Consider the following 20,568-nt stretch of genomic DNA (forward strand, 5'->3'; position numbering starts at 1 on the left):
TGCTTGGCCAAGATTTATTAAGTGGCACCGGTATGTTAAACTTAATGTGGTGGTTCGAAAAATGCCCACCTAAAAAAACTAGAATCGAGGTTAGATTCATGGAAAAAACACAGATAAAGACGGCGACCTTAACGAAGGCTGGCTTAATTGCTGGACTGTACGTTGCAATTTCACTTGTAATTGCGCCTTATAGTTTTGGTGCCGTTCAGTTTCGTTTTGCAGAAATGTTCAATCATTTGGCCGTTTTTAATAAACGCTATATTTGGGCTTTGACGCTAGGCTGTTTAATTACTAATTTCTTTTCTCCGCTAGGTGTTATTGACGTTGTTTGTGGAACGTTGGGCACCTTAGTGATGACAACGATTAGTTATTTTGTCAGCCGTTACGTTAAATCTGTTGCGCTAAAACTGACGATTAGTACTGTAGTTTGCACGTTAGCAATGTGGAGCGTTGCCTTGGAATTACACGTTATTAATCACCTACCATTTTGGCCAACTTATTTGACGGTGGCTATTGGAGAATTGGTTTCAATGGTCGTTGGTGGTTTCTTGATTTATGCCGTTTCACGCCAAATTGATTTAACTAAATAAGATTTTAAACGGACAGATCAAAAATATTGGTTCTTGTAGATTAACTTAATTTATTGGTTAATTAAGTTGAATGCAGGCTGGTATTTTTGACCTGTTTTTTTGTGTCATTACAGGTGCCAATAAATAAGTTTCCTGATCTATTTTTAAGACTGCTAAAAAAATACGGGAAAGCTTTTATTGGGCCTCCTTTTCTGGTATATTAAGTTTATACGTAAATTAGAATGAATCTAATAAACTAGTGAGTATCATTAGTCTTAATTTTAGTAAGGAGAGGAACAAAATGCCAATTGATATTAATAATGCACAGGATGTCTATAAGGATGCCGGTGACAACATTAATTTTACAACATTATTATTAAAGCGTACGAACCAAGGCGCTGAACTGGAGGCAGTTCAAGAGCTGGCAGAACGAATTCCGGCCGTGATTCGTAGCATGAATGTGCGTTACCCGAAGGCCTATTTAAAGGTTACTTTTGGAATTGGCTCTAGTGCTTGGGATTACCTCTTTCCTGCAGCGGCTAAGCCCAAAGAGTTGGTTGATTTTGAGCAAATTGAAGGTCCTAAGTATACTGCTGTTGCCACACCGGGCGATCTTTTTTTCCACGTTCGTGCACATGAAATGGCGGTTGTTTATGAAGTGATGGACCAATTGATGCAATTTATCCGGCCGGTAACAACAGTGGCCGATGAAACGCACGGTTTTCGCTATTTTGAGGGTCGGGCCGTCATCGGTTTTATTGACGGAAGTGAAAATCCAGATCCAGGTGAAGCGGCTGAGTATGCATTAGTCGGTGATGAGGACCCAGAATTTATTGATGGTTCTTACGCCTTTGCCCAAAAATACATTCATAATATGAAGGCTTGGAATAAAACCACTACTGAGGATCAAGAAAAGACAATTGGGCGGAAAAAATATTCTGATTTAGAATTATCTGATGAAGAGAAAGCAAAGAACGCCCACAATGTTGTTTCGCAGGATAACGATGGTGGGGTAGAACATAAGATTGTTCGCATGAACGTTCCTTTTTCTAACCCCGGTAAGGAAGTTACGGGAACTTATTTTATTGGCTACGGTCATTACACAGTAACGCGGCGGATGTTAGAGAGCATGTTTACTAACAGCGACCGACTACTTGATTTCAGTACACCAATTACTGGCGCGGTATATTTTGTTCCTTCAAAATCCATTTTAGATAAGATTAGCGCTGGGGAACTTTAAGCTTGATTGAAACATACTGTTCACTTACATGGTTCGCAAAAGTAAAAAAGGCCACTTGATAGGAGGGCCTTTTTTGCTGCCCAAAATATACTTGTGGCTAAATGTGGCATACTAGATCGTAGTTTAAAATAATGTTACTAATAGCTTTCTAACCAATATCGAGAATTTAAACGGTTACTTTCCAGATAGAAAAATTTAAAGGAGCAAATAGCATGGAGAAGTGGTCACCACAAAAAATTAAATTGTTTCAGGAAAAATTATTAGATTGGTATGATCAAGAAGGTCGTGATTTACCTTGGCGTAAGGATCATGATCCCTATCATGTATGGGTTTCAGAAATCATGTTACAGCAAACGCAAGTTAAGACGGTGATTCCCTATTATCAACGATTCATGACGCTATTTCCAACGGTTAGTGCGCTGGCAGCGGCACCGGAGGATCAATTATTAAAGGCCTGGGAGGGGTTAGGCTATTACTCCCGGGTGCGAAATATGCAAAAGGCAGCTCAACAAATTATGGCCGATTATGGAGGACAGTGGCCGAATACTGCAGCTGAATTGCAAAAATTAAGTGGTATCGGGCCATATACGGCTGGCGCAATTGCTAGTATTGCCTTTGATGAAAAGGTTCCTGCAATTGACGGTAATGCATTTCGCGTTTTTTCACGATTATTTGAAGTTGATGTGGATATTACGAAACCACAAGCCCAGCCGGTTTTTTATTCACTTATTGAAGAAGTTATGCCGGCAGAACGGCCCGGAGACTTCAACCAAGCCATTATGGATCTAGGCTCAAGTTATATGACGGCCAAGAATCCAGATAGTGAGCACTCACCCGTGAAGGAATTTAATCAAGCTTATTTAGACGGTAAAGAATTGGCTTACCCAGTTCGGACAAAAAAGCCCCGCCCAGTGCCAGTTAATTACGTTGCGTTAGTTATTAAAACGCCGCAGGGCTATTTGTTAGAGCAACGTTCAAGTAAAGGAATGTTAGCCAACTTATGGACCTTCCCACTGGTGAAGTGGCAGGATTTAAGTGACGACGAGGATCTAAAAACGGTGGCACTTCCCCAGCTAGCGACAGATTATTTGGTTAGTACCAGCAATTTACGCTTGAAGTTCCGTTTATTACCGGCAAAAATAGTTACGCATACTTTTACCCACCAGAAATGGTCACTAACTTTATTATTTGCAGAAACAACCACCAAACAGGACCTAAGTTTCTTCCCCGGTCGTTTAATTAAGGCCAGCGATTTTGCCAGCGTAACTTGGCCCAAGGTACAACAAAAGCTATGGGATGAGTACCAGAAAAGTTTGTCCGTTGATTAAATGAAGTTGTTAAGTACAAATAATTGTGCTTTAGGTTGACCACCGCTATAATGATTTTATTTCCAAAAACTTTGGCATAATCTACCAAATAGATAACAATAAGTAATACTAAAGAATCTAGGAGGATCATTTAAAATGGCAAAATTAACTCAGGCGATGAAGGACATGCTAACCAATAATTTGGCTTATATTGCAACAGTAGATGATGATGGAAATCCGGATATTGGACCGAAAATGTCATTACGAGTGCTTGATGATTCGCATTTAATCTATAATGAAATGACGGCCAAGCAAACGATGCGCAACATTGCGACTAATGGTAAGGCAATTGTTGCTGCGGCGAGCCTAGATAATATGAAAGGTTTTCGTTTTGCCGGAACTGCCAAACTATATACGACTGGCCCGTACTTTGATAATGCTATGGAATGGGCGAAAGTAGGGCATCCAGCCCCTAAGTCTGCCGGAGTCATCACCATCGACAGAATTTATACATTGGATGCCGGACCATTAGCAGGCGAATTAGTTCAAGAATAATAAAGTGCGCGACTGGTTAAGATTATTGGCCGGTCGTGCTTTTTTTATGCCTTTTAGGACTTAAAGCAGGTACTGTTCCAAGATGGAGGGGTAAAAATGGCTAAAATAATACAGAGCACGGATGTTATTTACCAAGATAAATTAGGACTTACTTTGGATGTTTATCGAAATCAGGAGCAACAAAATGGTGGTGCTCTAATCGATTTACATGGTGGTGGCTGGTTTCGTGGTGATAAGGCTAAGGATCGTGACTTGGCCATGCAGTTGGCGCAACTGGGTTACCTAGTTGTGGTTCCTAACTATCGCTTAACGCCGCTTGCCTATTTTCCCGAACCAATTGCAGATGTAGCTGCCGTGGTGGAATGGCTTCGACAAAGTAAGGAGATTTTTGATCGGCAACGCATTGGTGCAATTGGATCTTCAGCGGGTGGTAATCTGGCCATCGAGTTAGCAATTCGTTATGGTATTCCCGCCGTTTCATGGTCAGGCATTATTGAAATCGATGACTGGCTAGAGAACCATAAGGACGTTGTTGCAGCTGCCGATACAAAACAAGATTTTGTGAAAACTGCCAGTGCAAAGATTAATCAAAGTGGCGCTAATGATTCGTTTTATAAATGGTTTGTTTTAAATTATTTAAAAAATAATGTTAAACAGGCCGGTGCAGCATCGCTAGTTCACCGTTTAAGTGTGACTACTGGCCCGTTATTTTTGGCAAATTCACTGAATGAGTTTGTGCCAACCGCTGGTGTTCTAAATCTACAACGCCGGTTAGTTGAATTAGGGGTGCCAACAATGACCAAATTATTGGCCGGTAGCGAACATGCTAAAGGCTATTTAGAACGGGTAATGCCCGCAACACAGGCATTTTTGGCTGAGTTTGTTTAGTCGGCGAGTGGTTAAAGGTTTATAAGGTAGGCAAAAATTTTTCTAGCGGCCGCTAGTAGTGGCAAGTTAGGCAACCGTTTCTTTTCCAAACACGACTTAAATTCAGGATTATTTTAATCAATATTTAACAATGAATTTAGTCTTGAAACACTAATTAAATACCGCTTTGAGCATGTCGAAACGTAGGTAGTCTTTAAAAACAGACTTGACAGATTAAAAAATAGCTACTATAGTTTTATTAAACTTTAATTTAAATATCATAATGTACTGACGAGAAGAGTAGCAATTGACCGAATTAAAAGAGACCTTCTGCTTGCTGCAAGGAAGGAATTGGGTGGTTGTGAAAATGAACTTTGAGTATGTAATTAGGTTCACGCTTAATTACCGTCTGGCCAACGATAAGTGGTCACTACTTTCGCGAATAGTGGGGTAGTTGAGGCGCTTTTTGCGTAAAAATAGGTGGTACCACGATTAATAATCGTCCTTGGATTCTTTGGAATCCAAGGACTTTTTTGTTGGTCTTGATCATATTTCAAAATATTTCTGTTAGTAATTCTGATCGATTTAATAAAAAATGAGCGCCTTTTAGGCACACTTTAATTTGTAAATTAATAAAGGAGATTTTTTCATGTCATTAACTGATTTGTTCCAAAAGAAAACGGTTTTCTCGTTCGAGGTTTTTCCACCCAAGGCAACAACACCGGCGGAAAAATTACAGGCAACCTTACATAACCTTCAAGCGATTCACCCCGATTTTATTTCGGTTACCTTGGGTGCGGGCGGCACTGGTCGCTATGGGGCAACGGTGGATATTGCCGATATGATTCAAAATCAATTAGGTATTACGGCTGTTTCGCATATTCCTGGTCTTTATTTGAGCGAGGATGATGTGCTAAATTTACTGCAAAAACTTGCCGAACGGAATGTTCACAACGTATTGGCTTTACGCGGTGATCGAGTTCCCGGCCGCGAACCACTAGGCGTATTTAAGCACGCGGATCAGTTAACCACCTTTATTAAACAAAATAGTGATTTCGACGTCATGGGTGCATGTTACCCTTATACGCATAAGGATGCGACGTCGGGCGTTGCTGACATTCAACATTTGGCCAATAAAGTAGCAGCCGGCGCAGACCATTTAATTTCGCAGATTTTCTTTGACAATAATCAATTTTATAATTTCCGTGAAAAGGCCGAACTGGCCGGAATTAATGTGCCGATTGAAGCTGGTATTATGCCAGTCACTAATAAACGGCAGATTGAAAATATCACCTCTGTTGCGGGTGTTCCTTTACCAGAAAAGTTCACCTGCATGATGGAACGTTACGCAGACAATAAAGAGGCGTTACGGGATGCTGGAATTGCCTACGCAATCGATCAGATCGTTGATTTAGTTGCTCAGGGGGTTGATGGTGTTCATCTATACACGATGAATAACAGTTACGTTGCGCAACGAATTTGGGACGCAACGGCCTCACTATTTCAGGCTTCGGCAACAACGACAAAGTAGCACTTTAACTTTACCCCCGGTATTGGACCGAAATTCAATACCGGGGGTTTTACTATGACCAAATATATTACGCAATTCAAGCTTTATGTTATTAAGGCCTAGCTGGCTTCTTCACTGGGCAGCAAATTGAATGCCGGCAAGTTCTAGTTGTTCTAAATAATGACTTAGGCCTGCCAATGGTCGACCTGAATAAAGGACAATTTTTGCTTTCTAGGTAATAGCAGTTTGGATCGCATGAATTGTAGTCGTTGTCAGCTCATTTTGTGAATTCAGTAAAATTCTACCAACTCCGATTGCAATCATTTTTATTGGCAGATGCGTTTTCTCCTTTTATCCTTGGTAGGATTAAACGGTTAATTCAATTTGATTGCCTTCAGGATCACAGACGACGCTTTCGTAATAGTTATCGCCAGTGACACGTGGCCCGCTCAAATGTTGATAGCCGGCTTCGGTAATTTTGGCTGATAATGTGTCAACGGCTTGTCTAGAACCTAAAGCAAAGGCCAAATGCTGATAACCCAGCGGATATCCAGTTAAGCGACTTGAATTGAGATCAGCCCGGGTGCAGACTTCTAAACGCGCACCATCTGAAAAAGTTAAAAACTGTGAAGTAAACGTTGTTCGCGGATTGTGATATTTTGCCGATGCCACAGCACCGAAGTATTTTTCGTAAAAAGAAACGGTTTGTTCAAGTTTTGATACAAATAATCCAACATGTTCAATTTTCATTATTTTCACCTCAAATAATTACTTTTGTAATAGCAGATTGTAAGAACCTAGAAGTTGGTGAAAAAGGTAATCCAAAAACGATTTTTAGGGATGAAAAAGAGGTCTAACGGTAATCTTTCACGCCTTTAGACCTCTTTGCTTATTCCTTTGCCGTTTTTTCTAACCATTCGGTATCGTCAGGGCTGCGGCTACCACGTTGATTTTTATCAATTGCAGCGATTTTGGCCATTTCTTCATCGGATAGGCTAAAATCAAAAATGTCGCGATTTTGTTGGATTCGATTTTCATGGATTGATTTTGGAATGACAATTTCACCACGTTGTACGTGCCAACGTAAAATGATTTGTGCCGTTGACTTGGCATGCTTTTTAGCCAATTCAGTTAAGGTAGGGTCATTAAGAACGTTGCCCTTTCCTTGACCTAACGGGCCCCAAGCCTCGTGGGCAATATTATGTTTTGCCATGAAGTCGTGTAGTTCTTTTTGCTGGAAGTAAGGGTGCGTTTCAATTTGGTTAACAACTGGAACAACCTCAGTGTGAGCCATTAGGTCTTCTAGATGGTGAATCTGGAAGTTAGAGACCCCAATTGCCCGAATTTTACCGGCGTGATACAGTTCTTCCATAGCTTTCCAACTCTCAATGTAGTTAGGACTTGGCCAGTGAATTAAATACATGTCCAGATAATCAACGCCTAATCGTTTCAAAGAAGCATTGAAGGCAGCCTTTGTTTCTTCATAGCCGTGATCGCTGTTCCATAGTTTAGAAGTAATGAACAAATCTTTGCGGTCAAGCTTGCTTTCTTTGATCGCCTCACCAACGGTCGTTTCATTTTCGTAAATCATTGCCGTATCAATGTGGCGGTAATCGGCGGCAAGCGCCCATTTAATCGATTGTTTGAGTTCGTTAGCGTCTTTGACTAAGAACACACCAAGACCGAGCTGGGGAATCTTAACACCGTTATTTAAAGTTACGTTAGGAATCTGATTATTCAAGTTGTGCCACTCCCTTTGTTAGTATTTGCTGGCTCATTTGCGTAAATTTGTTTGGAAAAAATAGAATCTAAGCGCCTTTCTAAACACTCTTTAGTTTAGCAGACTGGCCTTAAGCTTCAAACCTTTTCGTTTTATGGTAAGCTAATATTTGGGGGTTCAAATGGATAAAGAAAAAGATATGGCGCTAATCAATGCGGTTGTTGAAGCAGTATTAGCACCAGAATTTACTAAAATTCGGCGCTGGCTTGCCCAGCACCCTGAACCAGTGGGTGATCATTTAAAGTGGCAAGTATGGGTTGGCCACCGGCGGCAAGCAATTGGGCGTTATGAGGATAAAGTAACGAATACCACCGCAATTGCAATTCAGTCGGTTAATCAATTAGAAAAACAGCGCTCAATAAAAAAAGACAAGTAACTTCTGTTTTTCAGAAATTACTCGTCTTTTTTATTATGAAATTAAGTTATTTCGCTGATCCTTTAGTCAGCTAATTGTTGGCGAATGCGGCGTTCTTCACCAACCGCGACAACTGCTAGGACGATGATACTGAGAACTAATGCAATGTAAAAGACAATAAAGGTATCATCCCAGCCGTGTAATAATTGGCCAAAGAGGTGTAAACCATTTGCTTTTGGATCGGCGATGGCCGCAAAACCAACTTGGGCCATTAAGTCACCAAAGATATAAGCAAAGGTACCAGTTAGGCCATCCGAAACGTTTAGCGCGCTTTTTGGCACAAAACTGATGACGGAAACACCGATCAATAATTGCGGACCGTAAATCAACATACCTAAGAAGAATAATGATGTGTTGATTAATAACGGTGTATTGCCATAACGGTAGCCGAGAACGACAAAGGCCGTTAAGAAAAGGCAGATAATTGAGACGATTGCGCGGCGACCTTTTAATAGATCAGAAACAAGGCCCCAAACAACACTGCCAATGATGCCGCCTAGTTGGAAAAGCAATAACGTGTTGGCGCCTTGGGCAACAGTAAAATGCAGCTGTTGAACGGTGTATAAAGGTGCCCAGTTAACAATCCCAATACGAACAACGTAGACGAAGACGTTAGCAATACAGAGTAGCCAAACCCAAGGACTTTTCATGACGAAAGTCTTAAAGATTGTCCACTTGCTCATTTTGGCAGCGGTGGTGTCAGCTACGGCAACTTTTTCATCAAAAATAACTTCACTTGGATCCCAACCTAATTCTTGGGGATCGTCGGCGCCGTAAAAAAGCCCCCAAAAGCCAATAATTAAACCAATAATAGCGGGAAAAATAAACATACCACCAACGTTACCACCAAATAAATGATTGGCACCCCAAAGTGCAATAATTCCGGCAACGGCACCACCAAATTCGTGGGAAATATTCCAAATTCCAATGTAGCGGCCACGAGTTTTAATGGTCGTCCAGCGGGAAATAGTTGACAGCGAAGCCGATCCACCTGGAGATTGGAATAGGCCATTAAGTGACCAAAGGACCAAAATTAATCCAACTGGTGCTTGGTTCATCAGTAATAAAACACCAATGATCATAGTCATAAGGGCAGCAAGAATAAGTAAGAAGGACATAAACTTCTTGGTATTTTTACCGTCCACAACGTAGCCAAGTAAGGTTTTACCGATACCATAAGCCAGAGAAAAGCCGTACCCAATCCAGCCTAATTCAGTCGTGGTAATACCATTATTTTTAACTAATAATGGTTGCGCGGCGGATAGGTTATTGCGGATCAAATACATACAGAAATAAACAAAGAAAACGACCAGAAATGATTTTAAAAACTCACCAAACCAGCGTTTCCGTTCTTGCGCGACCGATAACCCAAGCTTTTGCGGTCGCTTTAAATCAAAGTAACGTAACATTTAGAACCCTCCAAAGTAACTAAACTTAGGCCAAATAACGGCCTACACTCTATTATAAGCACTGAAGTGTGCTTTTTTGCAAAAAAATTTATAGATCGTTAACTTTTTTATGTTGATTTAGGTGAAATAATTAGTGAAACTTGTGCTTTAAAAGTCAGGTCAAGAGCTCATATATTTAGGAAGGTTAAATGATGAATACAGAAAAAGTATTTTTGAAACAATACACACAAAAAACTGGATTAGGTCAGCGGCTGGGATAAAAATTCTGACCGCTGACTATTCCTTCCGTGCATTACGCTACTCTAGAATGTGCGCCAAAAGTCTGGGTTCACGTGCCTAACTACAGCCAATCCAATAACCATAGTGCGGTTATTAGATTAGCTTACGTTACGCAGTAAACCCAAAACCAACTTTTGGCCCACTCCTCAATCTTTTTGAACTGCGCGCATATTTCTTGAACCAACGCAAACTGACTTGTTACGCTGGAGTTAAGCCTGGAGAAATAGCAGGTGGGCTTTAAATTACGCAACCAATAAAGACAAGGGAGGCAACAATAATGGCAGTTAAGCACATTGCGGTATTAGTTACTAATGGGGTTGAAGATGTCGAACTCACTTCACCGCAGGAAGCACTGGTCAACGCTGGCTACGGCTTAATTTTAATTGGCGATCGTGCCGGTGAAATTATTCGTGGAAAAAAGGGCACGCCGTTTCGAATTACAGCTTCAATTGATAGCGTTAGTCCAAATGATTTTGTCGCTTTATTAATTCCCGGTGGTTTTTCACCGGATCAATTGCGTGGCGATGAACGTTTCGTTAATTTTGTTAAGGCGTTTCTCACTGCTAAACGGCCACTATTCGCAATTTGTCACGGGCCGCAATTATTTATTCAAACAGGTTTGGCCGCTTCGCTGACTTTGACAGCGTATAAAACCGTTCAGCCTGATCTGGCCTATGCTGGAGCAAAAGTTAAAGATCAGGCAGTTGTGATTGATGGGCCATTAATTACTAGTCGTAATCCAGCTGACTTGCCTGAATTTAATCAAGCAATCGTGGCGGCATTACCAAAATTAACCTAGAGCGTGTTTGGAAAAGTGCTCAAAAATTTGTTTTTTTTCAACACGGTCTAATAAATTCGGTAAATAAAAAGAAGCATCCTAGACTAATTACGGAGTGTTACTCCTAAATTAGCTAGGGTGCCTCTTTTTAACCGGTAAAATTATTTAGCTGGTTTTTCACCTGCTAAGATTCGGTTAGCATCTGCTTTAGATAAATCATAATTGTAATATTGTTGATAGAATTGCTGTGTCTTTTTAGTCATATTTAATTGCTTAAATTGGCTAGGGTTCAACTTCTTTGCGGCCCAAAGAACTTGCAAGGATTCTTCGGCACTATAGCGATCCCACGGGAAGGTGCCTTGCGGATTGCCGTAAACGCGACCAGCTTTAACGGCCTTTAAATCGGCAAAGCGAGAATCTTTGCGTAAGGCGGCTAAAGCTTCTTTAGAGCTTGTACTACCAACGATGATCACGTCAGGATTGGCCTTAACAATCTGTTCGGCGGTTACTTGAATCATGTTACCTTTAGTTTTAATGGCGTTTTGACCACCACTTAATTTGATCCATTCGTTAACAATAGTACCTGTACCATCAACCTTGAGTAAGTCAGTCGGATTTACAATATGTAAAACCTTTTGTTTTGTAGCGTTCTTCTTTTGGTGTTTTTTAACGTAGCTAATATTACTATCTAATTGTTTAACATAAGTGTTGGCCACTTTTGGTGCTGAGCCACCTAAAACCGTAGCCGTGGTCTTAACTGATTTCTTTAGGCCAGCGAAATTCTGATACATAACGTTTACGGATGGAATGCCAGCTTTAGTTGCTGCTTCGGCCTGCTTTGGGTCCGAGGTTAGCACAACATCAGGTTTGACTTTAAGAAGTTCTTCAGTTTGTAAATCATCACCACTAAATGGTGAAGTTACTTTGGAAATTTGTGGGTAAACTTTAACAAACCAAGGCATTTGTTTAATCGTATCAGTGGTGGCAACTAATTTATGTTGGCCGCCTAATAGTAAAACAACTTGATTATTGGCGTGCCAAAGATCGGCGACGCGGTTAATCTTTTTAGGAATTGTGACCTTTTTACCAGTGAGATCGGTAACTTGGCGTGTTGCGGCGGCCTGGCTGGCAGTAGTAGTCGTTCCGCTAAACAGCATGAAGGCCCCCAGTAAACTAGCGATTAGGCCAATTTTTTTAAATCGTAACATATAGTTAAATTCCCTTCTAATTTTCAATTTGTTGTTGATCAACGACACAGGTGCGCTGATTTGTTTCTGGAATAGTAACAACGCGCAGGGGTAATTGGTAAACGGCGCTTAAGGTTTCGTTCGTTAAAATTTCAGTGGTTGAGCCGGTTTGAAAATGGCCAGCTTTATCCAAAGTACTAACGACAGCGTTTAATAGCAGTGCTTGATTTGGATCGTGTGTGGTCAACAGGATCCCGTAACCTGTTGTGGCCAATTGTTGGATCAAATGTAGGACGCGAACTTGATTGGCAACATCTAAGGCAGAAGTTGGTTCGTCAAAAATAATCAACGCTGGCTCTTGCAGTAATGCTCGGGCAATACTGGCCAATTGTTGTTGACCACCACTCACGGCCGGGTAAGGTTGGTCGCCTAATTCGGCGATTCCTAATTTGGCTAGGGCGGCGTCTGCTTTAGCATAATCGGCAGCAGATGGTGTTGTCAGTAATTTAAGGTAGGGTGCCCGGCCAAGTAATACATAGTCCCGTAATGAGAAATTAACCATCGTTCGGTCAGTACTCATTTGGGGAACGTAGGCTATTTTTTTTGCTCGTTTTTGCGCCGCTATCTGGTGGAGATCAACATCATCTAGTAACACTTGGCCAGAAGTTGGTTGGTAAACGCCGGTTAAACAGTTTAGAAGGGTCGACTTACCAACGCCATTTGGCCCTAAAATGCAGTTAATTTGGCCACTTTTTAGATTCAGATTGAGCTCTTGAAATAAGGGCCGTTGCGAACGGTAGCCAAAAGCTAGGTGTTGTGCTGTCAAAGTTGTCATGATAAATTCACCCGTTTCTTCAATAACAACCAAACAAATAATGGCGTGCCAATAAAGCCAGTTAGGATGCCCAGCGGAATTTCGCCTGCACTAATGGTTCGTGCGATGGTATCCAAAATAAGTAAAAAGGCGGCGCCTAAAATTGCGGAAAGCGGCAGTGCCCGGGCGTTATTTTGCCCACCGACTAAGCGGGCCGCATGAGGGATGACAAGGCCAATCCAGCCAACGGTACCACTTAGGCAAACAGAGCCAGCCGTCAAAATAGTTGCACATAAAATAACGATTCCTTGTTCGATGCGCAGATTAACGCCTAAGGTAGTCGCTTCAGCAGCATTTAAAGTTAGGACGTTTAGCCGCCAACGAAACAGAAACAAAATGATACCAGCAATCAATAGTGATGGTGCTACCAGCAAGAGATTGTGCGGCGTAACCTTCTCTAAACTGCCAAGTTGCCAGTAAGTGATGTCCGGTAGTTGCTGTTCAGGATCGGCTAAGTATTTAAGCAGGCCAATAACGGCTTGCATGAAGCCACTGATAATAATTCCGGCAAGGACCAAAGTGATTGTCGTTTTTGAATTTAACAGTGATTGCAGTAGTAGTGCTAACAAAACGGCGGTTAAACCAACAAGGAAGGCCATCATTTGGATACCGGCAGTTCTAAAACCGAGTAAAATTGCAATGGCTGCACCAGCTGCCGCGCCGTTGGAAACACCCAGTAAATCAGGTGAAACAAGTGGATTCTTAAAAATACTTTGAAAAGCAGTTCCGGAAATTGCCAAGGCAGCACCAATTAACATTGCGGCGATAATTCGCGGTAAGCGCAAATTCAAAATAATATTTTGCGTTGTTACATCGACTGGTCGACCAAAGTGTAATAAATGCAAGAAAAAATGCCAAACCTCACCAATTGAAAGCGGATAGCGGCCCAAACAAAGCGCGCTCAAAACAGCTAACAGTAAGACAAATAGACTGATTACTAACAGACCACTATAAGGTAAGGCATGCTTTTTGGTGATAGGATTAACCTCCTTTGATCGATTTTACTGAATGTTGTGACTAAGTTTTGCGCCATTCTAGTCCGATCATATTGATATAAACGTACCTTGAAAAGTTGAATTCTTGCGTTGATTCACAGAATCTGCAGTACTTCTCAAAATATGTTTTAAACCAAGAACGATTTTAAACCGAATTAACTGGAGTAATGTCATTAACACTGGACCGTACTTAATTGTAGGTTCAGTATAGCATGATGCCGGATTCTCGATTATTAGGGAATTGACTAATTTCAATTTAATAACTTGTCTGACATACTTTAGACAATCAATGAAACCGGATAGGTGGTGGCAAATGTGCATTATATTGCAATCTCAAAAGAGCCGTTAGACGTTAATGCGCTTTATGAAAAAGTAAAAGATCCACAGTTTGGTGGAATCGTTGTTTTTTCTGGTACAGTTCGTCAGTGGACCGGGGATGTTGAAACCCAAGAGATTGAGTACACTGCCTACGAATCAATGGCAATCAAGGAGCTCACAAAGCTAGCAGTTAATATTGAACAAAAGGGCGCCAACGTTGTAATTGTTCATCGGATTGGCCGGCTAAAGTTAGCCGACGAGGCCGTTTTTGTTGGTGTAGCAGCGGCGCACCGTGCTGAAGCTTTCACGTGGTGCGAATCATTGATCGACGAATTAAAGCAGCACGTTCCAATTTGGAAGAAGGAGTTTGATACTGATCAAATTAGGTGGGGAGGTCCAGCATAATGGAAGTTAAACTATTCGCCATGCTCGCTGAACAATTGGGCGCCCAGGTCCACTTAAAGGTTAGTGAGCCAATTACGGCTGATAAAATCAAACAGGCGATGGTGGCCCAATTTCCCCAAACAATGGGCGTGATCAAGGATTCAATGGTCGCGGTTAACCAAACCTTCGTGACAACCGAACAATTTGCGGCACAACAGGTTAATGAAATTGCACTGATTCCACCAGTTAGTGGGGGCTAACTAGAGAGTGTTTGAAAAAGCGCTTAGATTCTGAGGATTAGCCTAAACAGACGAATTACCTTTGAAAAAGGTGATTTGGCTGTTGTAGCTAACCGCAGGAATCTGCTTTTTCAAACACGTTTAAACTAGAGTGCCTGAAAAGGCCCTTAGATTCTACTCCGCAATTGAGGATTATTACTAGCTTCGCGTACGTTGTCGATCGGACTAGGATAAACCGAAGTCCGAATCGCAGCCTAAACAGACGAATTACCTTTGAAAAAGGTGATTTGGCTGTTGTAGCTACTATTCCGCAATTGAGGATTATTAGCCCGGAACGCTAATAATCCTGATGCTCCATCCGTTGTCCATTCAACTACTACTTCGCAATTACGGTTAGTTATTTGCAAGAAGCACAAATAACTCATGATGCTACGAATGTTGTCTATTCTTGTGGCAAAGTACGTGCCGCAAGAACTAGCACGGCGAAAACCGCCAAGGAGCACAGTTACAAAGTCCATAACTGCTCGCGACTCAATTCGTCTCGGTCACCGCAGGAATCTGCTTTTTCAAACACGTTTACATCGAATCTGTTCCCAACGCTCACTAAAAACTTTAGAAAGTAGGCTTTTAATATGAAACAACTTTATGATCGTTACGATCGTTTACATAATTACATCCGGGTTTCAATTACGGATCGCTGTCCTTTGCGCTGTGTTTATTGCATGCCTAAAGAGGGGTTGCCATTTTTCCCATCGGATCGTGTTTTATCGCAAGACGAAATCGTTCAAATGGTTCAGAACTTTGCTGAAATGGGTGTTTCAAAAGTTCGTTTTACTGGTGGGGAACCACTTTTGCGGACGGACGTTGCCGAAATCATTAGCCGGGTGCACGATATTCCAGAAATTGACGATATCTCTGTGACCACCAATGGGCTATACTTAGCACGTAAGGCGGAAGCGCTTAAAGAGGCTGGTTTAGATCGGCTTAATATCAGTTTGGACACCTTTAAGGCGGATCGTTATAAGAAAATCACGCGTGGTGGTAACATTAAACAAGTTCTAAAAGGAATTGAAGTCGCCAGCAAGCTTGGTTTTATGATCAAACTGAACGTGGTAGTGATCAAGAACCAAAATGATGACGAGATTTTAGATTTTCTGAATTATACCCGCGACCACAACGTTAATATTCGCTTTATTGAATTTATGCCAATTGGAAATTCAAAAGAAGTTTGGAAAAAAGAATACGTTGGGTTAAAGAGTGTATTTGACGTTTGTCAGGAGAATGGCATTGAGTATCAGCCGATTACGCTGCGCGGCAATGGCCCTTCTGAAAACTTTAAGATTAAGGACGCTACGGGGAGCTTTGGTTTAATTCACCCGATTAGTAATAAATTTTGTGAAACATGTAATCGTCTGCGGATCACCCCGGATGGTTATGTAAAAGCTTGCTTGTACTGGGGGGAAGAAATTAATATTCGTAAAGCGATTCCGGATAAGCCGGAGTTCCAGCGGCTAATTCAACAAGCATTGGATAACAAGCCATTGAATCATGAAATGGCCTTAACTGATGCGGATAAGGTGATCAACAAAGCCCCTACTTGGCGTCATATGAGTCAAATTGGAGGATAATACTTATGCAAAAAGCAAGCAAATTTAATGCCGTAATGGCACTAACCATGGGGACTTTGGCCATGGTGGGTTGCTTTATGGCTTGGTCAAGTTTCGCACCATTAGCAGGGCAAATTGCTAAGACATTTTCATTATCGGTGTCGCAACGGACATTGCTGTTAGCAACACCAGTATTGCTGGGATCAATTATGCGAATTCCAGTTGGGATTTTAAGTGATCGTTATGGTGGTAAAAAAGTTTACATTATTTTAATGATTTTTGTTTTAATTCCGTTATTCTTAGTTCCACGAGTTCACTCATTTGGAATGCTATTATTTGTTGCACTATTACTGGGGATGAGCGGTACTTCATTTGCTGTAGGAATCTCGTACGTTTCAGTTTGGTTTCCACCGGAACGCCAAGGCTTAGTGCTAGGAATTGCTAGCTTGGGTAATATCGGTAATGCCGTAGCGGCTTTAACGTTGCCGCGAATTGCGGCTAGATGGAATTTTACGTCGGTTTACAATTTTCTGATCGGCGTTTTGGTTGTTTTAATTGTTCTTTTTGCAGTTTTATGTAAAGAAATGCCAGTTGATAAGAGTAAGACTTTAAAGGATTCTCTGTCAGTGGCTAAAGATGCGAATACCTGGTACTTATCCTTATTCTACGCGTTAACATTTGGGTTATTCATGTCTTTCAGTAATCTCACACCAACACTTTTAGGCGGCCTTTTCAAAATGAATGCCGTTGACGCTGGACTCTGGGCGGCCGTTTTTTCAGGCTTTTGTACGATCGTTCGCCCAGTCGGGGGTGTTTTATCCGATCATTTTCGACCGATGGCACTATTACAGTGGGTATTGATTGGAATTGCGATCTTTGCAGTTGAAATGGGCTTAACTTTAAGCACAATGATGCTGTTCTTGATTGGTTTAGTCTTAATTGGTTTAACGGCTGGACTTGGTAATGGGATTATTTTCAAAATGGTTCCTTACGTCTCCAAAGGTAACACAGGTGCTGTAACAGGCTTTGTTGGTGCCATTGGCGGCTTAGGCGGCTATTTTCCACCAATTCTACTAGGAACATTAAAACAGGCAACTGGTAGCTATACGTGGGGCTTTTGGTTATTAGCATTATTCGCCGTTGTCTGCTGGTACGTTTTATGGCAGAAATTTATTCGTGGCGGATCGTTTATTGTTAAAAGCTAGAAAAGAGTGGTTCAAGGAGTGCCGAAGTTTTGCGGGTTAGCTTAATAAATTGATTAGCTTAGTGGGCGAAAGATTTAGGTGGCTAAGCGCAAAAAGGCTACTTCTTGGGCCATATTTTATTTGGTTGAGGTTGCTTTTTTGAAACAGCATTCGGCTTTTATTCTGATCTAGGTTTGGTGTAGACTTAATTTTGCTGGCACGTTCCGGACTAAACACGGTTACACTAAATTAGTCAGGTAAATACTAGTAAAGGTATTTTCCAAACACGACTTAGACTAATGCTCGGAACCGGGGCGTTTTTTCAAACACGCGCTTGTTTTTGAAGCAGCAAGGTAACTGTAGCGCTGGCGGTTACAACTTGTTTGGTTGTTTCGGTTAGTTCAACTTGCCAGGCTTGCACTGTTTTACCAGCATGAATTGGTGTTGCAGTAGCTTCTAGGACGCCGGCCTGAACTGCACGCAAATGGTGGACTTCTAGATCCACGCCAACAGCAATTTTGTGCCACGCCCGGGCACTTTCGTTAGCACCCAGACTCGCAGCGGTTTCAGCAAGAACGGCGTTAATGCCACCGTGAACGAGGCCAAAAGGCTGTTTCAATTGGTCAGTCACCGGTAAACGCAAGACAACTTGTTCGGCGGTTTGTTTAACTGTTTCAATACCCAAAAATTCAATTAGATTCATAATGGTGTCCTCACAATCGATTAGAAATGGAGTGGATAATATATGACCACAGTAACATGGGAAAAGGTAAAAGACTACTCAGAAATCATTTTTGAACGGGCGGATAGTATTGCCAAGATAACGATGAACCGACCGAAGCGGATGAACGCTTTTACACCAGTGACGGTGGAGGAAATGATCGATGCTTTCACCACCTGCCGAGACGATTCATCAATTGGCGTGGTTATTTTAACTGGTGCCGGTGATAAGGCATTTTCTTCTGGTGGCGATCAGGGGGTTCGTGGCAACGGCGGCTACGTTGGTCCGGACAAAATTGCCCGGTTGAATGTACTTGATTTACAACGCTTAATTCGGATTATTCCTAAACCAGTAATTGCGATGGTTAAAGGTTGGTCCGTTGGCGGGGGTAACATTTTGCAGTTAGTTTGTGATTTGACCATTGCTGCCGATAATGCTCAATTCGGCCAAACTGGCCCTAAAGTGGGTAGTTTTGACGCCGGTTATGGTTCTGGCTATTTAGCGCGAGTAATTGGGCATAAACGGGCCAAGGAAGTTTGGTTCTTAAATCATTTTTACAGCGCCGAAGAGGCCTACCAGATGAATTGGATTAATAAAGTGGTACCACTGGCCGAAGTTGAATCCGTTACGCTAGATTGGTGTAACGAAATTTTGCAGAAATCACCAACAGCCTTGCGCTTTATCAAAGCAGCAATGAATGCTGATACTGATGGTTTGGCTGGCCTACAACAATTAGGTGGCGACGCAACAATGTTGTTTTATACGACTGATGAAGGCAAGGAAGGCCGCGATGCTTTCAATGAAAAACGCAAGCCTGATTTTAAGCAATTTCCAAAGTTTCCTTAGGCCGGGCAGATGGAGAATTGGTTAACTAAGCGTGTCTTGCTTTCACCAAAACAAACGGCGGTAGTATTTGAGGGGCAAGAACGAACTTTTCAGGAATTAGAGCAAGACGTCCAAAAGTGGGCAAAGCATTTAGCTGGTCTGGAACATTTACCGAAACGAGTTGCAGTTTTAACCGAGAATAATTTGACTGGCTACGAGATTATTTTGGCCTTACAGCAACTTGGCTGTACGCTGGTGTTGCTAAATAGTCGTTTGGCCAGCGACGAGTTACAGTTTCAGTTGGATGATGCGGAGATTCAGCTGTGTTTAGTTAGCGATGAGTTAGGGGCACAGTATCAATTAAAAGTCGAACAACAGCTCACTTTCACCGATTTGCGCCAAATAAAGGCGGCCAGGGCACAAATAATTAGTGACTTTGCTGAGGATCAAGTGACGACGATTATGTATACTTCAGGAACAACTGGTCGACCCAAGGGTGTTCAGCAAACGTTTAAAAATCATTTTTACTCTGCGGTTGGTTCAGCCTTAAATCTTGGTTTAGGAACTGATGATAACTGGTTATGTGCAGTGCCTATTTTTCACATCAGTGGTTTTTCGATCATGATGCGCGGCTTGATTTACGGGATGACCGTTACGCTATTTGATCAATTTAACGCCGGAAAAGTTGCGCAGGCCTTGGTCCAGCAGCCAGTGACAACAATGTCAGTGGTGCCGTATATGTTGAAACAATTATTGGCGCTGCAACCTATGGTACCGTACAATTCACACTTTCGCTGTTTACTGCTTGGCGGTGGACCAATTGATCGAGAAACGCTAGAAGTGTGCCAACAACGACAAATTCCGGTGATTCAATCTTATGGCATGACCGAAACAGCTTCCCAGGTAGTCGCACTGAGTTTTAAAGATGCGCCACGCAAGATTGGCTCGGCTGGCAAGCCTTTATTCCCAGTTAGCGTTCGAATCCAGGGAGCAAGCCAGCCAGGCCAAGTTGGTGAAATATATTTGCAGTCGCCTACATTAACGCCCGGTTATTTAAAGCGGCCGGCTAAAAATAAGCAATTGTTGGCGGCTAGCTGGTTTAAAACGGGTGATCTAGGTTATCTAGATGCAGAAGGATTTCTGTTTGTTAAGGGTCGAGAAGGCGACATGATTAGCTCTGGTGGTGAAAATATTTTCCCTAACGAAGTTGAAGCGGCCTACGTTAATTTTCCAGAATTAAGCCAAATAGTGGTTGTTGGTGTGGCGGATGAAAAATGGGGCGCACGGCCAGTTGCCTTTGTGGCTGGAACTAGGCTGACAGCTACGGCGTTACGTGAATATGGGCGGGCACATTTGGCCCACTATAAAGTACCAGTGGCATTTTACCAAGTGGAAGATTTTCCGCGAACGGCAAGCGGTAAAATTCAGCGGCGGCGACTACTAAACGCACGTTATCAGCAAAACAAGTTATAAAAATAGCGCCAGCTAAGCTGAAAAATTAATTTTGGCTTAGCTGGCGCTATTT

General features: G+C 42.0%; 21 protein-coding genes. 14 read left to right on the forward strand and 7 right to left on the reverse strand.

All coding sequences use genetic code 11. The annotated features are described in order from the left end of the window. The first annotated feature begins 98 nt into the window (after positions 1–98). The 6 genes from AYR53_RS04290 to AYR53_RS04315 all read left to right on the forward strand — a co-directional run bounded on the left by AYR53_RS04290 (position 99) and on the right by AYR53_RS04315 (position 6,069). Positions 99–590, forward strand: coding sequence for a QueT transporter family protein (locus tag AYR53_RS04290; RefSeq protein WP_068225771.1), 492 nt, complete (start codon positions 99–101; stop codon positions 588–590). A gap of 280 nt (positions 591–870) precedes the next feature. Further along, positions 871–1,809 (forward strand): Dyp-type peroxidase, encoded by a 939-nt coding sequence (locus AYR53_RS04295; RefSeq protein WP_068225770.1) that lies wholly within the window; start codon positions 871–873, stop codon positions 1,807–1,809. A 212-nt stretch (positions 1,810–2,021) separates the two neighbouring features. Continuing rightward, entirely contained in the window at positions 2,022–3,137 is a 1,116-nt protein-coding gene (gene mutY, locus AYR53_RS04300; protein ID WP_068279096.1) for an A/G-specific adenine glycosylase, read from the forward strand. A gap of 135 nt (positions 3,138–3,272) precedes the next feature. Next, entirely contained in the window at positions 3,273–3,671 is a 399-nt protein-coding gene (locus AYR53_RS04305) for a pyridoxamine 5'-phosphate oxidase family protein (protein ID WP_068225768.1), read from the forward strand. A 96-nt stretch (positions 3,672–3,767) separates the two neighbouring features. Beyond that, positions 3,768–4,559 (forward strand): alpha/beta hydrolase family protein, encoded by a 792-nt coding sequence (locus AYR53_RS04310; RefSeq protein WP_068225767.1) that lies wholly within the window; start codon positions 3,768–3,770, stop codon positions 4,557–4,559. Between the two features lie 628 nt (positions 4,560–5,187). Continuing rightward, positions 5,188–6,069: a methylenetetrahydrofolate reductase gene (locus tag AYR53_RS04315; protein WP_068225766.1), complete on the forward strand. Its 882-nt coding sequence runs from the start codon at positions 5,188–5,190 to the stop codon at positions 6,067–6,069. A gap of 345 nt (positions 6,070–6,414) precedes the next feature. Here AYR53_RS04315 and AYR53_RS04320 read toward each other — a convergent pair whose 3' ends face one another. Both AYR53_RS04320 and AYR53_RS04325 read right to left on the reverse strand, forming a co-directional pair. Next, positions 6,415–6,798 carry a VOC family protein gene (locus AYR53_RS04320; RefSeq protein ID WP_068225765.1) on the reverse strand — a complete coding sequence of 128 codons (384 nt, stop codon included), beginning with the start codon at positions 6,796–6,798 and terminating at the stop codon, positions 6,415–6,417. 139 nt (positions 6,799–6,937) lie between these two features. Next, positions 6,938–7,789: an aldo/keto reductase gene (locus tag AYR53_RS04325; RefSeq protein WP_068225764.1), complete on the reverse strand. Its 852-nt coding sequence runs from the start codon at positions 7,787–7,789 to the stop codon at positions 6,938–6,940. Between the two features lie 160 nt (positions 7,790–7,949). On the opposite strand from AYR53_RS04325, the gene AYR53_RS04330 reads away from it, so the two are divergent. After that, positions 7,950–8,204, forward strand: a complete 255-nt coding sequence (locus AYR53_RS04330; protein ID WP_068225763.1) for a hypothetical protein — start codon at positions 7,950–7,952, stop codon at positions 8,202–8,204. Between the two features lie 62 nt (positions 8,205–8,266). On the opposite strand, the gene uhpT is transcribed toward AYR53_RS04330, so the two are convergent. Beyond that, the gene (gene uhpT, locus AYR53_RS04335; RefSeq protein WP_068225762.1) at positions 8,267–9,652 is read right to left on the reverse strand and encodes a hexose-6-phosphate:phosphate antiporter; all 1,386 of its coding nucleotides are present in this window, start codon (positions 9,650–9,652) and stop codon (positions 8,267–8,269) included. 556 nt (positions 9,653–10,208) lie between these two features. Here uhpT and AYR53_RS04340 point away from each other — a divergent pair. Continuing rightward, positions 10,209–10,730, forward strand: coding sequence for a type 1 glutamine amidotransferase domain-containing protein (locus AYR53_RS04340; protein ID WP_068225761.1), 522 nt, complete (start codon positions 10,209–10,211; stop codon positions 10,728–10,730). A 140-nt stretch (positions 10,731–10,870) separates the two neighbouring features. On the opposite strand, the gene AYR53_RS04345 is transcribed toward AYR53_RS04340, so the two are convergent. Genes AYR53_RS04345 through AYR53_RS04355 form a run of 3 tightly spaced genes read right to left on the reverse strand, consistent with a single transcriptional unit; the run spans position 10,871 to position 13,705 of the window. Next, complete coding sequence (locus tag AYR53_RS04345; protein WP_068279094.1) at positions 10,871–11,917, reverse strand: ABC transporter substrate-binding protein; 1,047 nt, start codon at positions 11,915–11,917, stop codon at positions 10,871–10,873. A 16-nt stretch (positions 11,918–11,933) separates the two neighbouring features. Then, a complete protein-coding gene (locus tag AYR53_RS04350) occupies positions 11,934–12,731 on the reverse strand; it encodes an ABC transporter ATP-binding protein (protein ID WP_068279091.1) in 798 nt (265 codons plus the stop codon). Beyond that, positions 12,728–13,705: a FecCD family ABC transporter permease gene (locus AYR53_RS04355; RefSeq protein ID WP_271289938.1), complete on the reverse strand. Its 978-nt coding sequence runs from the start codon at positions 13,703–13,705 to the stop codon at positions 12,728–12,730. The genes AYR53_RS04350 and AYR53_RS04355 overlap by 4 nt, the downstream gene beginning before the upstream one ends. A gap of 375 nt (positions 13,706–14,080) precedes the next feature. On the opposite strand from AYR53_RS04355, the gene AYR53_RS04360 reads away from it, so the two are divergent. From AYR53_RS04360 to AYR53_RS04375, 4 genes are all read left to right on the forward strand, one after another. Further along, positions 14,081–14,488 carry a molybdenum cofactor biosynthesis protein MoaE gene (locus AYR53_RS04360; protein ID WP_068225757.1) on the forward strand — a complete coding sequence of 136 codons (408 nt, stop codon included), beginning with the start codon at positions 14,081–14,083 and terminating at the stop codon, positions 14,486–14,488. Then, positions 14,488–14,727 (forward strand): MoaD/ThiS family protein, encoded by a 240-nt coding sequence (locus AYR53_RS04365; protein ID WP_068225756.1) that lies wholly within the window; start codon positions 14,488–14,490, stop codon positions 14,725–14,727. Before AYR53_RS04360 ends, AYR53_RS04365 begins: the two co-directional genes overlap by 1 nt. 611 nt (positions 14,728–15,338) lie before the next feature. Continuing rightward, the gene (moaA, locus tag AYR53_RS04370) at positions 15,339–16,334 is read left to right on the forward strand and encodes a GTP 3',8-cyclase MoaA (RefSeq protein ID WP_068279089.1); all 996 of its coding nucleotides are present in this window, start codon (positions 15,339–15,341) and stop codon (positions 16,332–16,334) included. 5 nt (positions 16,335–16,339) lie between these two features. Beyond that, entirely contained in the window at positions 16,340–17,518 is a 1,179-nt protein-coding gene (locus AYR53_RS04375) for a nitrate/nitrite transporter (protein ID WP_068279087.1), read from the forward strand. 301 nt (positions 17,519–17,819) lie between these two features. Here the strand turns inward: AYR53_RS04375 and AYR53_RS04380 are convergent, their stop codons facing one another. Further along, on the reverse strand, positions 17,820–18,200 hold the full coding sequence (locus AYR53_RS04380) for a PaaI family thioesterase (RefSeq protein ID WP_068279085.1): 381 nt from the start codon (positions 18,198–18,200) through the stop codon (positions 17,820–17,822). Between the two features lie 42 nt (positions 18,201–18,242). On the opposite strand from AYR53_RS04380, the gene menB reads away from it, so the two are divergent. Then, on the forward strand, positions 18,243–19,064 hold the full coding sequence (gene menB / locus AYR53_RS04385; RefSeq protein WP_068279083.1) for a 1,4-dihydroxy-2-naphthoyl-CoA synthase: 822 nt from the start codon (positions 18,243–18,245) through the stop codon (positions 19,062–19,064). 9 nt (positions 19,065–19,073) lie between these two features. After that, a complete protein-coding gene (locus AYR53_RS04390) occupies positions 19,074–20,516 on the forward strand; it encodes an o-succinylbenzoate--CoA ligase (protein ID WP_068279082.1) in 1,443 nt (480 codons plus the stop codon). Positions 20,517–20,568: the final 52 nt, after the last annotated feature.

Origin of the sequence: Loigolactobacillus backii (assembly GCF_001663675.1) — a bacterium.
Taxonomy (GTDB): Bacteria; Bacillota; Bacilli; order Lactobacillales; family Lactobacillaceae; genus Loigolactobacillus; species Loigolactobacillus backii.